The organism is Stieleria tagensis, assembly GCF_024129865.1.
In the GTDB taxonomy this organism is placed as follows: Bacteria; Planctomycetota; Planctomycetia; order Pirellulales; family Pirellulaceae; genus Stieleria; species Stieleria tagensis.
Genome location: NZ_JAMYFE010000009.1, coordinates 1 through 16,522, shown reverse-complemented (window position 1 = coordinate 16,522; position 16,522 = coordinate 1). Strand labels below are relative to the sequence as shown.

The 16,522-nt window shown below is 57.9% G+C and carries 8 protein-coding genes; 5 read left to right on the top strand and 3 right to left on the bottom strand.

The genetic code is table 11. The features are described from left to right. The first annotated feature begins 321 nt into the window (after positions 1-321). The 4 genes from NHH03_RS01020 (at position 322) to NHH03_RS01005 (ending at position 6,674) form a co-directional block, all read left to right on the top strand. Positions 322-2,877, top strand: a complete 2,556-nt coding sequence (locus NHH03_RS01020) for a circularly permuted type 2 ATP-grasp protein (protein WP_253153809.1) — start codon at positions 322-324, stop codon at positions 2,875-2,877. Further along, complete coding sequence (locus NHH03_RS01015) at positions 2,874-3,827, top strand: transglutaminase family protein (RefSeq protein WP_253153808.1); 954 nt, start codon at positions 2,874-2,876, stop codon at positions 3,825-3,827. The genes NHH03_RS01020 and NHH03_RS01015 overlap by 4 nt, the downstream gene beginning before the upstream one ends. A gap of 365 nt (positions 3,828-4,192) precedes the next feature. Beyond that, on the top strand, positions 4,193-5,077 hold the full coding sequence (locus NHH03_RS01010; protein ID WP_253153807.1) for a hypothetical protein: 885 nt from the start codon (positions 4,193-4,195) through the stop codon (positions 5,075-5,077). A 76-nt stretch (positions 5,078-5,153) separates the two neighbouring features. Continuing rightward, complete coding sequence (locus tag NHH03_RS01005) at positions 5,154-6,674, top strand: sulfatase family protein (RefSeq protein ID WP_253153806.1); 1,521 nt, start codon at positions 5,154-5,156, stop codon at positions 6,672-6,674. Positions 6,675-7,919: 1,245 nt separating this feature from the next. Here the strand turns inward: NHH03_RS01005 and NHH03_RS01000 are convergent. The 3 genes from NHH03_RS01000 to NHH03_RS00990 are packed head-to-tail and all read right to left on the bottom strand — an operon-like array spanning position 7,920 to position 13,775. Then, positions 7,920-11,237 carry a transglutaminase family protein gene (locus NHH03_RS01000; RefSeq protein ID WP_253153804.1) on the bottom strand — a complete coding sequence of 1,106 codons (3,318 nt, stop codon included), beginning with the start codon at positions 11,235-11,237 and terminating at the stop codon, positions 7,920-7,922. Next, the gene (locus NHH03_RS00995; RefSeq protein WP_261364006.1) at positions 11,234-12,184 is read right to left on the bottom strand and encodes an alpha-E domain-containing protein; all 951 of its coding nucleotides are present in this window, start codon (positions 12,182-12,184) and stop codon (positions 11,234-11,236) included. The genes NHH03_RS01000 and NHH03_RS00995 overlap by 4 nt, the downstream gene beginning before the upstream one ends. Positions 12,185-12,221: 37 nt before the next feature. Beyond that, positions 12,222-13,775 carry a circularly permuted type 2 ATP-grasp protein gene (locus NHH03_RS00990; RefSeq protein ID WP_253153800.1) on the bottom strand — a complete coding sequence of 518 codons (1,554 nt, stop codon included), beginning with the start codon at positions 13,773-13,775 and terminating at the stop codon, positions 12,222-12,224. A gap of 448 nt (positions 13,776-14,223) precedes the next feature. Between NHH03_RS00990 and NHH03_RS00985 the strand changes: the two genes are divergently transcribed. Further along, positions 14,224-16,443 (top strand): hypothetical protein, encoded by a 2,220-nt coding sequence (locus tag NHH03_RS00985; RefSeq protein WP_253153798.1) that lies wholly within the window; start codon positions 14,224-14,226, stop codon positions 16,441-16,443. Positions 16,444-16,522 lie beyond the last annotated feature (79 nt).

Below are 16,522 nucleotides of genomic sequence, written 5' to 3'. Positions count from 1 at the left end.
CACCGTCTCCCCCCGTAGCTGATCCCGCCAGGGTTCAGACCCCCGTCTCTCCCCGTAGCTGATCCCGCCAGGGTTCAGACCCCGTCTCCCCCCGTAGCTGATCCCGCCAGGGTTCAGACCCCGTCTCCCCCCGTAGCTGATCCCGCCAGGGTTCAGACCGACTGAACCCTGGCGGGCCCAGCTACGGGGGGCATCCCAATCGGTTCATTCCCGACAGACTACCATCGATCTGAGCCGATCCTATGCTACGGCTATTGGCCGGCTATCATGCGAACCGATAACAAGTTTCCTTTTCGTTAGCAAGCAAGACAGATTCAACGATTGAACACGACGCTCCAAACCAGTTCGGTGTTTAACGACGACAGACTCGATCCGCTGGATTTCCATGAACGGCGATCGGCCGATGGTTGCGTGCGCCCCCATTGGTCGTCGTTGACCGACCAGATTGAATCGTTGGGCGTCGATGTGATGCGGCAACGATCCGATTCGATCGAACAATTCATCCGCGAAAACGGAGTCACGTTTCACGCCGATGAAAAAGTCGGGGCACCGGATCGACCCTGGAAATTGTCGGCGATCCCGTTTGTGATCGGATCGAGTGAATGGCAAACGTTGCACGACGGGTTGACCGAGCGAACCCTGTTGTTGGCCGAGGTGCTGGCGGACCTGCTGGGTCCTCAGCGGTTGATCCGCGAAGGCGTGGTGCCGGGTGAGTTGCTGTGGACCAACCCGTACTTCTATCGCGCCTACCACGGCTTGGAAAAATCGCAACAGAAACTGCACATCACTGCCGCCGATGTGGTGCGAGCCTCCGACGGTCAATGGCGCGTCACAGGCGACCGAACGCGCGCCCCCAGTGGGCTGGGTTACTTGCTGGAAAACCGCGTCGTGACCAGTCGCGCGATGCCCAGTTTGATCCGCAGCAGCAACACGTTGCGACTGGCTTCGTTTTTCGAATCGCTGCAAGAACACCTGCAATCACTGGCCCCCAGCCATCGTGAAAATCCACGCGTCGCGCTGCTGACACCGCCTAGCGGCAGCTACCGCGAATTCGAAGACACCTACCTGGCACGCTATCTGGGAATCACGCTGGTTCAAGGCAGTGACCTGGCGGTTCGCGGCGGCGGATTGAATTTGAAAACGCTGGGTGGATTGCAACCGATCCAAGTGCTGTGGCGACACATCTCTGATCGCAACTGTGACCCGCTAGAACTGGACTCCCGATCGCAGGAAGGCGTGACCGGACTGCTGCGCTGCATTCGCCGACGCAGCGTCGCGGTCGTCAACACCATCGGCAGTGGATTGGTCGAAACACCCGGCTTGTTGCCATACCTGGATGCGGCCCAGCAATTCTTCTTTGGCGGCCCGTTGCAATTGGCATCGGCCAAGACCTATTGGTGTGGTGATCCCCGGCACCGCAGCTATGTGATGGATCACCTGGATCAGTTGATCTTTCGCGGCGCGATGGCGGTGACCAGCGAAGCCCCGGTGATGGTATCGCAATTGTCCGCGGCCGATCGCGAATCGTTTGTGCAACGACTGACCGCGCACCCGGAAAAGTTCATCGCTCAGGAACAGCTTCGATTCAGCCAAACCCCGGTCTGGATCGATGGACAAGTCAAATCGCAAAAGGCGGCATTGCGGACGTTCCAATTGTTAACCCCGGATGCCGTTCACGTGATGCCCGGCGCGTTGGCTCGAGTGGGCAACGACGAACTGGAATTGTCGCGTTCACCGGTCTGTGGCCAGATGACACAAGATTGTTGGGTCACCAGCGAGTCGCCGGTCGATCAATCCACGAGCCTGCTTCCGGATTCAACCACCGTGATCCGGCTGCGCCGCGGCGGTGATGAACTGCCCAGTCGTGTCGCCGAGCATCTGTATTGGCTGGGGCGCTACGCCGAACGCGGCGAGGCGATTGCGCGGGTATTGCGAACCACGCTGGCCAGGATCGCGGGCGAAGAAAAATGGGATTCACTGGTCGAAGTGCGACGACTGGTCTACACGCTGGCATCGATGGGCCAAATCGAACCGGGATTCGCCGTCGACTCATTTGTCGTCAACCTGCCGCATGTCGAACAGACGCTACCGGCATCGGTGATGGACCCGGATCAGCCGCGCGGCTTGATCCGCACGATGGAATCGGTGATGCACAACGCCACCGCCGTCCGCGACCGATTGTCCGTCGACGCCTTCCGCATCCTGCAGCGCGCCTCACGCGAACTGACGCGTCCAGTGACGTCCACCACACGCTCCGGTCAATCGGAAATCGGAATCGGTGAAGCCATCGAACGGGTCGGCATTCTGATCGTGGATTTACTGGCGCTGGCCGGTGTGACCAGCGAAAGCTTCGTCCGCACCCATGCCTGGCAATTCCTGGAACTCGGACGACGGCTCGAACGCGCCGAACACACCTGCGAGTTGTTGATCACGATGCTCTGTCCCCCGACCGACGAGGGAAAATCCATCTGCGATGCGGTGCTGGAAACAACCGATAGCCGGATGACCTATCGCTCGCGATACATGAATCTGGTGCGACTGGCGCCGGTGATCGATTTGATTGTCACCGATGAAACCAACCCTCGTTCGCTGCGGTTCCAACTTGATCGAGTCGCCGCGTTGATGGACAAGCTGCCATCGGTGGAAGGCCCTGTGGGGTTGGACGCGATCCAGCGAATCGTGCTGGACCTGCAGTATCGGATCACCACTGCTGATCCAATGAAATTGAGTGAGACCAGTGCCGATGGCACGTTGGAAACTCTCAAGACCCTGCTCACGAAACTTGCCGACGACCTACCGGTGCTCGGTGAAGCCATCAATGCGCGGTACTTGATCCATACCGAATCCAAACAGTTGCTAACGGGCACGGGACGATGAACGGTACGGGTGGCACGACAGCAGGCAGCGCTGCGAACAACGGTGACTCCGCCGCGGTGACGCATTATCGGATTCGTCATAAGACAGAGTATCGGTACAGCAACAACGTTGCGGTGTGCCAAAACCAAGTCCGCATGCAACCGGTCTCCACAGCCAACGTGGCCTGCCAGCGTTCCGAATTGACCATCACGCCGGAACCGACCAGCAAAGACGAACACTTTGACTACTACGGCAATCGTGTGGTGACGTTCTCCATCGAAGCGATCCATCAGTCGCTGACGGTCGAGGCCGATAGTCACGTCAGCGTATTGCGGCCGACGGTCACGGCAAACACCATGTCGGCACCCTGGGAGACGCTGCTGGCGATCAACGACACCAGCGTGTTACCACCGCGCTGCGCCGAACACCGTTTTCTGTCACCGCGAATCACACCCAGCCAAGCGTATGCCGATTTCGCGTTGCCGTCGTTCTCACCGGGCCGCCCCATCGTCGAAGCCGCATTGGATTTGACCCGCCGGGTCAACCAGCAATTCAAGTACGACAGCACTGCGACCAACGTCAACACAACGACCGAAGAAGCGTTCCGCTTGCGCGCCGGCGTGTGCCAGGATTTTGCTCATGTCCAAATCGCCTGCCTGCGATCACTCGGGCTGGCGGCGCGTTACGTCAGCGGCTACTTGCGAACCGTCCCCCCGCCGGGCAAAGAACGTCTGATCGGCGCCGATGAGTCTCACGCCTGGTTGGACGTGTACGCGGGTGTGGAATTAGGTTGGCTGGGCCTGGACCCGACCAACGCCTGCTTGGTCGCGATGGACCACATCCCGGTCTGTGTGGGCCGCGACTACAATGACGTCAGCCCAATGCGCGGCGTCGTGCTCGGCGGCGGCACCAACACACTGAAAGTCAGCGTCGACGTCGAACCAATCGAAAACCCCGACGCGGCCGAATAGCGACTCGGGCCGCTGCGAACGCCAATTCGTTTTCGTTGACAGTGCATTCGATTCGGCGAGACCTAGAGATCCCCAGTGAAACCGCTGGCAGTGATCCCTCGCTGACGCGTTTTGAAGTTATGCTTTCTAAAGCCCAGCGGGCGGCACAAGGACTGCCGGCGGCGTAAGTCGCCGGATCAAGAAGGAATGAGTCCCCCATAGCCCAGCGGGCGACACAATGATGCAGCGCTGCGTGAGACCATGTGCCGCCCTCTGGGCTGGGAAAAAAATCTCCCGCCTTCCGGCGACTCACGCCGCCGGCACTTCGTGTATCGCCCTCCGAGGCTTGCAACAACGCAACTTCCAAACGCGCATCGGCCAGTGCCATGAAATGCTTTGCCCGCTCATTCGCAATCTGCTCGACACTCATCGTCGGCATTCACTTCTCACTCCCCACGCAACTCTGCGCTCAGAGCGATCGCGCGGCAACCGACGGTGCGCCGGGGATGCAACTGCTACGCGATGCCTACCGGGGGCACGCGGCTGAATTGGAATTCCTACTCGCCGATTCCGATACCAAAATCAGTGTCCAAGAGAAGCCGATTTTATCTTGGAACAGTCTCGGTGGATGGTCGGGTGATCTCTTTGTTTACACTGCCCAAGGCCGTATTCAACTGGTCGGCTGTCTGGGATCGCAGTTGCAGGAAACCGGCGACATTCAGTTTTTCCAAGAGTTCCATTCGTTCGCCGATCAACCCATCCATGACGTCGCGTTGGGCGATTCACAGACTTGGCAAATTCCAACCAATGTCCCGCCGATCAAACTCATCGAAGACGCTCCCACACCGGCCAACTCGGCGCCGCGTCGTTTGGTTCAGATGCGCGGTTTGGCGAGATCGTTTTCGCTTGGCATGCAGGTCACCGACTCGAACGTCGAGAACCAACTCCGCTTGCTTCCCCAGCCCATCGCACGTCAATCGACCGACACCGGGGACGTGATCGAGAGTGCACTGTTTGCCTTTGTTTCATCCGCCGGAACCGACCCCGAGGCACTGTTATTGATCGAAGCCCGACGAATCGAGGACCAGTTGCAGTGGACTTATTCGATCGGCCGGTTCACGACGCGCGAAATCTGGATGTCCTACCATCAGCAAGAAATTTGGCGTGTGCCCGCAGACAACCGCCCGCCGACAGGGCTGATACGTGCACCCTATTTCTATCGCAATCAATCACGCAGCAATCTGTCAGCCTTGAAACGAGCCGCAGACTGACGCCGACAAGCCACTCAGGCGTCAATCAGCGAGAAGGTGGACTTCGAATAGCAATCATTTATCTACCAGAGAAACCATGTTGAAACGAAATCTCCGCTCGCTCTCCTGGCTGATTTTCTGCGGCATGCTGCTCGCATCGGCTGGCTACGCGAATCCGGCCGAGAGTGAGAAGAAACCGAACATCCTATGGATCGTCGGTGAAAATTTAAAGCTCGACTTGGGGTGCTATGGTGCACAAAACGTCAAAACGCCTGCGCTCGATGGGCTGGCGGCAAATGGCGTGCGATACACCCACGTCTTTTCGACCTCGCCGGTCTGTGCCCCCAGTCGTAGCGCGTTCTTTGTCGGCATGTATCAGACAACCACTGACACACATAACATGCGTTCGCATCGAACCGATGGGTACCGGCTTCCCGAGGGTGTGCGACCGATCACTCATCGTCTGAAAGACGTCGGCTATTTCACCGGCAACATCGCCACGATGGGGCAAGAACAGATCGGATCCGGAAAGCTAGACTTGAACTTCGTGGAAGAAGGCAAGTTATACGACACCAACAAGTGGGAGGACCTGCAAGGCAACCAGCCGTTCTTTGCGCAAATCAATACGTTGGAAGCAGAGTATGACATCTACGATCGGCAAACCTGGCAGCAGCCCCGTGTGGAGTGGAAAGGGGAAAACAAACATGAGCAGATCGCGACAGCCGACAACGTCTCCCCGCCGCCCTATTATCCCGATCACCCATTGGTCAAACAGGAATGGGCGCGCTACCTGAACTCGATTTCGGGGATGGACAAGACGATTGGCCGCGTTCTGGCACAATTGGAAAGTGAAGGTCTGGCGGATGACACCATCATCATGTTTTTTGGTGACAACGGTCGAATTGAGCCACGCGGCATTCACTGGTGCTATGACACGGGATTGCATGTTCCGATGATCATTCATTGGCCAAAAAACTTCCCCGCCCCGGCCAATTACACCGCCGGCTCCGTCAGCGATCAGGTGGTCAGTTTGATCGACATCACTCCCACCACTCTCGGGTTCGCTGGAATCGATCGACCACTCGGGATGCAGGGACGAATTTTCCTGGGCAATCAACTTGGGCCGGAGCGGCAATACGCGTTTTCGGCGCGAGACCGAATTGACGAGACAGTCAACCGGATTCGAAGCGTTCGTGGCAAGAAGTATCACTATCTGCGAAACTACTTCCCGGATCGGCACTTCACATCACTGAATCGTTACAAGGAAAAGTGTTTTCCGATCAAGCCACTGATGCGTCAGTTGATGGCGGAAGGCAAGTTGTCCGGTCCAACCGCCGCGTTGATGTCGCCGACGGTCCCGGAAGAGCAACTGTTTGATACTGAAAGCGATCCGCATGAGATCAACAATCTGGCGAAGTCGGAGAATCCGGAACACCAAGCAGCGATGATCCGAATGCGCGCGGCGTTGTCCGTTTGGATGATCGAAACGCAGGACCAAGGTGTGTTTCCAGAACCCCGGGAAGTCGTGGCACCGTTCGAAAAAGAAATGCACGACTGGTTCGGTACACCCCAGTGGTATCGTTCAACAAAGACTCCCCTTTCGCAGCAAGGGAAGTAAAAAAGAAGAAGCGAAAACGCTGCCGGACATCAAAATCGCCATCGCGCGGGGGAGTGAGACCGTAGCTGATCCCGCCAGGGTTCAGTCGGCCGGCAGGGCAGGGGAAGCCTGAACCGTGGCCGGTCCAGCTACGGGAAACGGAGAAGCGGAAACACTATCGGCCACCAAAATTACCATCGCGCAGGCGGGCGAAATCGTAGCTGATCCCGCCAGGGTTCAGTCGGCCGGCAGGGCAGGGAAGGAGAGTCTGAACCGTGGCCGGTCCAGCTATGGGAAACGGAGAAGCGGAAACACTATCGGCCACCAAAATCGCCATCGCGCGGGGGAGCGAGATCATAGCTGATCCCGCCAGGGTTCAGTCGTCCGGCAGGGCAGGGGGAGTCTGAACCGTGGCCGGTCCAGCTACGGGAAACGGAGACGCGGAAACACTGTCGGCCACCAAAATGGACATCTCGCGCGTGGGAGCGAGATCGTAGCTGATCCCGCCAGGGTTCAGTCGGCCGGCAGGGCAGGGAAGGAGAGTCTGAACCGTGGCCGGTCCAGCTACGGGAAACGGAGAAGCGGAAACGCTGTCGGACACCAAAATGGGCATCGCGCGTGGGAGCGAGATCGTAGCTGATCCCGCCAGGGTTCAGTCGGCCGGCAGGGCAGGGGGAGTCTGAACCGTGGCCGGTCCAGCTACGGGAAACGGAGAAGCGGAAACACTATCGGACACCAAAATGGGCATCGCGCGGGGGAGCGAGACCGTAGCTGATCCCGCCAGCGTTCAGTCGTCCGGCAGGGCAGGGGAAGTCTGAACCGTGGCCGGTCCAGCTACGGGAAAAGGAGAAGCGGAAACGCTGTCGGACACCAAAATCGCCATCGCGCGGGGGAGCGAGATCGTAGCTGATCCCGCCAGGGTTCAGTCGGCCGGCAGGGGAGTCTGAACCGTGGCCTGTCCAGCTACGGGAAACGGAGAAGCGGAAACACTATCGGCCACCAAAATTACCATCGCGCGGGGGAGCGAGACCGTAGCTGATCCCGCCAGGGTTCAGTCGTTCGGCAGGGAAGGGGAAGTCTGAACCGTGGCCGGTCCAGCTACGGGAAACGGAGACGCGGAAACGCTGTCGGACATCAAAATCGCCATCGCGCGGGGGAGCGAGACCGTAGCTGATCCCGCCAGGGTTCAGTCGGCCGGCAGGGAAGGGGAGTCTGAACCGTGGCCGGTCCAGCTACGGGAAAAGGAGACGCGGAAACGGCGGCCGTTTAACTGCGGCGCAGATCGAAGGTGATCGGGAAATCGTTGGGCGCGTCGATCGGAGGCAGATCGGGGATCACAAGACGACCACCGGTCAGGGTGCCGCTATGGAATCGCGCCGCGCGGCGCGATTCGGCTTCGTTGGCGTTGATCGGGAACACGTCGTGTGAGCGTCCGCTGGGGTCGGCTGCAAAGTAACGACAACCGCCTAGTGAATGCTCCGTGGTGCGATCAACGACATCAAACTGCAAGGGCACATTGACTCCGATCGTCGGATGCAAACAACGCGGCGGCTGCCAGGCACGGAATTTGATGCCGGCTAAATAGCGACCGGCGATGTCGGAGGCATGCATCGGCACGCGACGTCCATTACACAGCACCGCATGCTGCGCCGGATCAAAACCGTCCAAACAAATCTGCACCCGCTCCATCGACGAATCGACAAACCGGGCGGTGCTGCCACCGGACGGTTCTTCGCCCATCAAGTACCAGGGTTCGATCGCCGACCGGACTTCCATGTGGGTGTCGCCCAAGGTCACTTCGCCGATCTTGGGAAACCGAAATTCAAATTGCGGCAAGTACCATTCGTGTGACAAATCGACGCCGTGTCGACCGAGCACCCCGACCAAGTCACGCAGATCGTTCCAGACAAAATGTGGTAATAGAAAACGATCGTATAGCGAAGTGCCCCAGCGGGTCAGCGGCGCCTCGTAGGGCTTGTGCCAAAATGCGGCCACGATCCCGCGGATCAGTAATTGCTGAGCCAGATTCATCCGCGCGTTGGGCGGCATTTCAAAGGCCCGCAATTCGACCAGCCCCAAACGTCCGGTGCTGGAATCGGGCGAGTAGAGTTTGTCGACGCAGATTTCGGCGCGGTGTGTGTTGCCGGTCAAATCGACCATCAAATCACGGAACAAACGATCGACCGTCCAAGGCATGATCGTTTGCCCTTCGCGATAGAATTTTTCCATCTCCGTCAACGCGATTTCCATTTCGTTGACGCTGTCGCGGCGGGCTTCATCCATCCGCGGCGCCTGGCTGGTCGGGCCGATAAATTTGCCACTGAACAGGTACGACAGGGCAGGGTGGTTGTGCCAGAATCGAATCATACTGGCCAGCACATCGGGCCGCCGAATGAACGGACTGTCGGTCGGTGTCTTGCCGCCCATCACGATGTGAGCGCCACCGCCGGTGCCGGTATGAGCACCGTCGATGTCGAACTTTTCAGCGGTCAAACGACACTGGCGAGCTTCACGGTACAACGTCTCGGTCAACTCCACCAATTCTTTCCAATTGGCGGTCGGTTGCACGTTGACTTCGATCACACCTGGATCCGGCGTGACCTTGAACATTTCGACACGGTGATCCGGTGGCGGCAGGTAACCTTCCAAGACCACGGGCATGTCCAGATCGACACAGGTCTCTTCGACGGCAGAAATCAGGTCCAGGTAATCTTCTAGACGTTGCGTCGGTGGCATGAAGACATGCAAGCGTCCGAATCGACATTCAACGCACAACGCCGTCGGCACGATTTCGGCATTGGGTTGTTCGTCTCGCTGCGCCAGATGCTGTTCATTGATTTGTTGGATTCGCTTGTCGTCTTGTTGGATCGTCGACACCGTCGGCAGCGGGCTGCGCGGTGCGGACGGATCGTAGGGCAGTTGATCGACCGGCGAAGCCGCCGAGGCGGCCGGCAGACTGTCGAGTGGCAAACGCAATCCGATTGGTGAATCGCCAGGGATGACAAAGAGTTTTCCACCGCGAACCGGCCAGACGCCGCCGACCCAACCGGGATGGGCTTGCCACCAGGCGCGTTTGATCGGCATCACAAAACCGACCGGCTTGTTCAATCCCTGGGTGAACGTGCGAACCATCATCGCGCGTTCGTTTGGATCTGCTAATTTTGGATCCGCCGGATCGACGTCGATCGGCAATCGACCTTCTTTCCACAGGTAATGAAAGGTGTCTTCATAGACGGGGTAGGTCAATTGGGCGGCGATGTCCAACGTACCCGCGAGGTGTTTGACAAAGCGGTCGGCATCGCTGTGGGTGAACCCATAATCGGCGCCTTCGTCGGCGATGTAGTTTGGATTCTGCCACACCGGTTCTCCGTCCAGACGCCACAAACAGGTCAGTGCCCAACGAGGCAAAGATTCGCCCGGATACCATTTGCCCTGGCCGTAGTGCAGCATCGCCCCCGGTGCGACGGTATCGCGCAGCCGCAACAACAGCAGGTTGGAGAGCACTCGTTTTTCAACGCCGACCGCGTCGGTATTCCACTGGGGGTCATCGGCGTCATCGATCGCCACAAACGTGGGCTCGCCACCCATCGTCATGCGGACGTCATCGCGTTCCAACTGGGCATCGATTCGATCACCGGCCTGCAAGATTTGTTGCCACTGAGCATCGCTGTAGGGCTTGGTCGTTCGCGGACCTTCCTCGATCCGGGTGACCGTCATTTCGTGGCTGAATTCGACTTCGCACGTTTCATGTCCGCCGGTGATTGGCGCGGCATCGGCGTAGTGGGGCGTGCACGCCAACGGGATGTGGCCTTCGCCGGCCATCAGTCCACTGGTCGGATCGAGCCCGACCCAACCGGCCCCCGGCAAATAGACTTCGGTCCAGGCGTGCAGATCACAAAAATCTTCGCTCGGTCCGGCGGGGCCATCGACCGGTTTTTCATCGGCAGCCAATTGAATCAGGTAGCCGGAAACAAAGCGGGCAGCCATACCGATGTTGCGGAACGCCTGAACCAGTAACCAAGCCGAATCACGGCAGGAACCGCTGGCCAGTGTTAGTGTTTTCTCGGGCGTTTGCACCCCCGGTTCCATCCGCACGGTGTAGTCAATGGTTTGCTGTGCGATGCGGTTCACATCGACCAAAAAATCGATCACCCGCTCCCGCGACTTCGGCAACGATTCGACAAATGATTCGAACTTCGGCGTCAGCGGGTCGACCGCCAAATAGGGCGCCAGTTGCTGTTTGATTTCCGGCGCGTAGGTGAAGGGCCACGATTCGGCGGTGTAGGGACCGCTGTCTTCGACAAAAAAATCGAACGGGTTGATCACCGTCATGTCGGCGACCAAATCGACGACGATCGACAGTTCACGCGCCTTTTTGGGAAACACCAATCGCGCGACCGGGTTGGCAAACGGGTCCTGTTGCCAGTTGATGAAGTGCTCGGTCGGGCGCACCGTCAGATCATATGAAACGATTTTGGTGCGACCGTGGTAGGCCGGTCGCAACCGAATCAATTGCGGTCCGAGTCCGATGGCGCGATCGTATTGATAGTGAGTTTTGTGGTGAAGTGCGACGCGAATGGTCATGCGGTTTGGATTGCGTAGAAGTAGTCTTGAACCAGGGAGTCACCGATGTCATTGAGTTCGACTTGCAAACGATCGATGAATTGATGCATTCCACCGGCAAGCACTTCTTTGACATTCGAGTTTTTCAACCGAAGCCGCAGCGAAGTGATTTTCTGGATTGCTTCACCCTGTGTGTCTGAACCCGACAGTTTTTCGATCTCCCGCAGCGATGATTCGACGCCGGCGATACAAGCGTCGACAGACCGAGGAAACGTTCGGTGAAACAGGAAAAAGGCCACGATCTTGTGCACGTCCATCAAATGGTGTTCACGTCGATACGCTTCAAATCCGCTGATGGCCAACAACAGCGTCGACCACTGCAAATCATCGATTGCCGTGCCGACGTCGTCCAGCCGCGGCAATAAATTGAAGTACTTGACGTCCAAAATCCGAGACGTCTTGTCGGCCCGCTCCAGCAATCGCCCGACATTCAAAAAATGCCACGCCATATCATGTGACATGGTGCTATCGAGCACGCCGGTCCACATCAGGGCATGCGAGCGAACCGAATCAAAGAACATCGCGGTCGGGTCGGTCAACTGCGATGTACTGCTGTCACGAACAAAGTGGTAGAACGCGTTTAATTCTTCAAACGCCTCGGTCGACAGCGCCTCGCGAACGCTGCGTGCGTTTTCACGTGCGGCGTGCAAACAGGTCAGCATCGAACTGTGGTATTCACGATCAAACGCCAAGAACTGCACGACGTTTTGACAGGTTGCTTTCCCGTACTTCTTTTCGAACCAAGCGTTATCGCCGGTCACTTGAACCAACGGTTCCCAGGGATCGACCAAGTACTCGGTCTGGTCCAGCATCATGTGCAACGTGACTTCGATGAACCGCGCATGGTTTTCGGCCCGTTCGGCCTGGCGGCTCATCCAGTAGATCGATTCAGCGACTCGCGAGAGCATAGGCTTGGTTAATCTGTAATGTCAGAATGGATAAAATTCAGGAATCGAGCGGTTCGGTGGCACCATCTTTGGATGACGCCACACGTTGGCCTTGTTCAGCAACCACCCACGTGTCTTTGCTGCCGCCACCCTGCGAGGAATTGACGACCAGCGACCCTTTTCGCAGTGCAACGCGAGTCAAACCGCCGGGCAAGACCCAAACATCGTCCGGTCGACTGCATAAAATGTAGGGCCGCAAATCGACGTGACGGCCTTCTAAATGGTCGTCCACCATGGTGGGCGAACGAGACAATTTGAGCGTTGGTTGAGCGATCCAGTTGCGTGGATCTTCAATAATCTTTTTGGCAAATTCGTCTCGCTCGGCTTTGGTCGACTGGGTTCCGATCAAGATCCCGTATCCGCCCGATTCGCCAGCGGCTTTGATGACCAATTCGTCCATGTGATCGAGCACGTACTGGCGATCTTCCTCCAACTGGCAAACGTAGGTCGGCACGTTGGGAAGGATCGGTTCTTCGTCCAAATAAAATCGGATCATGTCCGGGACGAACGCATAGATGACTTTGTCGTCGGCGATCCCGGTGCCCGGTGCGTTGGCCAAGGTCACGTTTCCGGCGCGATACGCGTCCATCAATCCGGACACACCCAGCACGCTGTCCTTGCGGAAGGTCTTGGGATCTAAAAAGGCGTCATCAATCCGCCGATAGATCACGTCGACACGCTGCAGACCGCCGGTCGTTCGCATGTAGACCATGTCGCCTTCGACCACCAAGTCTCGGCCTTCGACCAATTCCACGCCCATCCGCTGAGCCAAATAGGAATGTTCGTAGTAGGCGCTGTTAAAGACCCCGGGGGTCAATACAACCACAGTCGGATCAGAAACGTGCGGTGGCGCGACGTCGCATAACAACTGGAACAGCCGTGAACTGTAATCGTTGACCGGGCGGACTCGCGACGCACTAAAGACCTGTGGAAAGTTGCGTTTCATCACGTGGCGATTCTGCAACACGTACGAAACGCCGGACGGACAACGCAAATTGTCCTCCAACACATAAACGGTTCCGGAATCATCACGGACCAAATCCGTCCCTGTGATGTGACACCAAACGTCATTGAACGGTTTCAACCCCCGGCACTCCTTCAAGTAGGCCGGTGCGGAATCGATCAGATCGGCGGGGATGATGCCAGCCTGAACGATTTCACGTTCGTTGTAGATGTCGCATAAGAACCGATTGAGCGCGCGGATTCGCTGTTTCAGCCCTGCGTCAATGTGTTTCCACAACATCGCCGAAACGATTCGCGGTACCACATCAAACGGCATGATTTTTTCAGTGCCAGTTTTGTCGCTGTAAACCGTGAAGGTGATTCCCATCCGGTACAGCGATTGCTCGATCGCGTGTTGACGCCGCAACAGTTCCTTTGGCGGCAAGCGATTGAATAGCGACACCAGCTCTTCGGCATCCGGACGCGCCAAGTTGTTCACATCAACCAATTCGTCGAAAAAACCGCCCGTCTCGTAGTTGGGCAACTTGGGGATCGGCCCCAAGGATTGGACTTGAGAGGCCGAACCGGTCGAAGAAGATTGTTTTTGCATGACGGGTTTCTCTTGCAGACTGTGTGCCAAGCGTACCGAGCAAGCAGGCTGCATGATTTAAAAAAACGACGAGACTAAATCGTCCGGATCCGCCAAGTTCCAGTCGAGCAGACGCGAGTGTAGTCAGTTCCACTGTCACTCGGCGCTACCAAAGCATCGCGGAATTGGTTGTGGACGATCGCCTCCCCAAAAGTTCCCCGTAAGGGTACTGCATTCCGCTGAACTGCGTGGCACAGACCGCGCAACTTCGTCAAGATTCGTTGCTAGGGGCGGATCCGCTACACTGATTGGTTTGGCTGGTTCCTGGGGTGAATTTATCTGGCGACCATTCGCTAGACGCGGATAATCCACGACATTGGCATCGACCGATGCAATGTTGGCAACCAAGGAACCGTGAGCGAGTGCTCAACGGCTGACGAATAATCCGCGCCAAGCAACGAGCGAATCAATGGATGTCGACGGGGTCAAACGGTTGCCACTGTATTCTCTATCAGCCGGCGCGATCGTGGCCTCGGTCCTCGTGGTTTCGGCGATCTCGGGAATCCGGCTGCCCTCGACCGGTTTGGGTGCGTTGGGATTTTTGCCGTTGGCGGCCGCGCTGGTCGATGCAGTTCGCTTGAGCGGACGCCGGCCTCGTGACCGCAAACGCCGCGACGGGGCAGGGCAGGGCGGCAGCGACGGTCCAACCAATCCGCTGGATGACGAACAAATCGAGTTAAAGGATTGGCTGCAAGAAAAAGCCAATTCGCTGACGACGCGTGAGCAAGCGTTGAACGCACGAGCCCTGGCGTTACAGCAGTGGATGCAGTTTCCCGACGCGATCGGATTCCGCGACGCGCTGCCGGGGGCATCGATTCCGCCGCCCGACGCGACCCTGCCGGCGGCCAACGACCCGATGGCTCGCCATGATCGCGAATTGTTTGAATTGATCGAACAGAAAACACAGGAATTGTTCGACAGTCTGAAACAAGACGCCTATCGCCGCCAAGAGGGTGACAGAATGGCGTTCAACGACCAGAAAATCCGTGACGATTTGATCGCCTTGGTCGCGGATGTCGCCGCGATCTATCGCCCGGGCGAAGAATCCCCCTTGCTGAACACCAACGTCGAAGCCCTCTCCAGAGCGGCCGGCCGCGGGGCATTGCGGTTCCTGGTCGCTGTCGAAAACCTGCCCGGTGGATTGGCCAGCTATGATTTTCGCACGATTTACAATGTGGTGATCCGCGCCGTCAAAACCTACGGCATGTACAAATCGGCCAAACCCTATATCGACGTGGCATCCGGAGTCCTGTTCGCGGGCCGGATCGTGATCAGCACCAATCCGATCACGCTGGTCGCCTGGTGGGCCGCCAGCAAGGCAACGACCTACGGCGCTTCAAAATTGGGCGGCCACGTGATCGACCAACAAGCCGTCGGACTGATCCGCCAATTGGTCGAGATCGTCGCCATCGAAGTCGCTTCGGTATACAGCCCCATGGTTCGCTACCGTGACGCCCACTGGATCTATGGCGTCGAACTCGTACACCTGGCCAGCGAACTGTCGATCAGCGATACCGCACGGGTCGAAGCGATGAAACAAATTGCGGTGCTGACCCTGCGCGACGAATACGGCCGAGTGTCGCTGATGCGGCATCTGGCCAGCGGATCAAGCCCTCGGCCGGCCGGTTACGCACCCGCCAATTCTCTGTCCGCGGCGCAGCGGATGACGGTCGTCGAACGCCTGGAGTCATTCATGCTGGCGCACGTGATGACTCCCTCCCATCATCGCATGGACAAATCCGCCATCGACGCTTGGCAATTCGCCGCAGCGCAACGTCTGGAGATTCAGTTCCACGCCGGCCATGTCGATGCCAGTCGCGAAGAACAAACCGAACGCGCGATCTGGTCACTGGCCGCATTCGCACTGGAACACTTTGGTGATGATCCGCAACAGGCGATCGACCGCTTGCAACGCTCGCACATTTGGAATGCGACCGACACACACACCCAAGCACAGTGGATCAATGATCTGACCGAGGAGCCACCGTTTCTGTATCACTCGCCGATGATCGAACCGTCGAGTCCGCTGTGCGAACAGTTTTTGACGGACCTGGTCGAGATGGCGGCCGGCGGCCGCAAACAAGTTCTGGCCAATTTGCCCGAATCGGAAGCCCACACGGCATTGCTGGCCGGTGAATCGATCCTGCTGCCACCTTGGACGGGCGAAGAAGCCTTGCGTGTGACCGCCTACTTCCTGCGCGCCGATGCCGCACGCACCATCGATCGCTATCACACCGCCAACGCCGCCCGAGTCTTGGAACACTGCGATCAGAAAACGGCGTCTCCGCAAGTCGTCCAGACCCTGGACTACTTGGTCGGCGATGGCGCCCATCCCGGTACGGTGCGCTGTGTCTATCGCGACGCTGAGACAGCCGGAGCGATCAAAAATGCGGTGCTGACCAAGATCGATGCGACGTTGATTTGCTTCACCGTCAGCCAGCCCACACCGGACACCGCGTTGGAAATCAAAGCCATCGCACGCGGGTTGCTTGCAAAAACAACCATCGAAAAGATCGCCGGCTACGTCCGCAGCGATTGCAAAATCACCTTCCCCGACGGAACGTCCGTGGTACTACCCGGAAGCTCCCTCCGCAGCTACGAGTCGTATTTTGCAGGATTGTTGAACTAGCGAGCAGGTCGTCAGAGAGGATTCGAGCGGAGTGAATTTTGGAGGTGTGTTTTCATCCCAACCCGACGCGTGAGTTTTG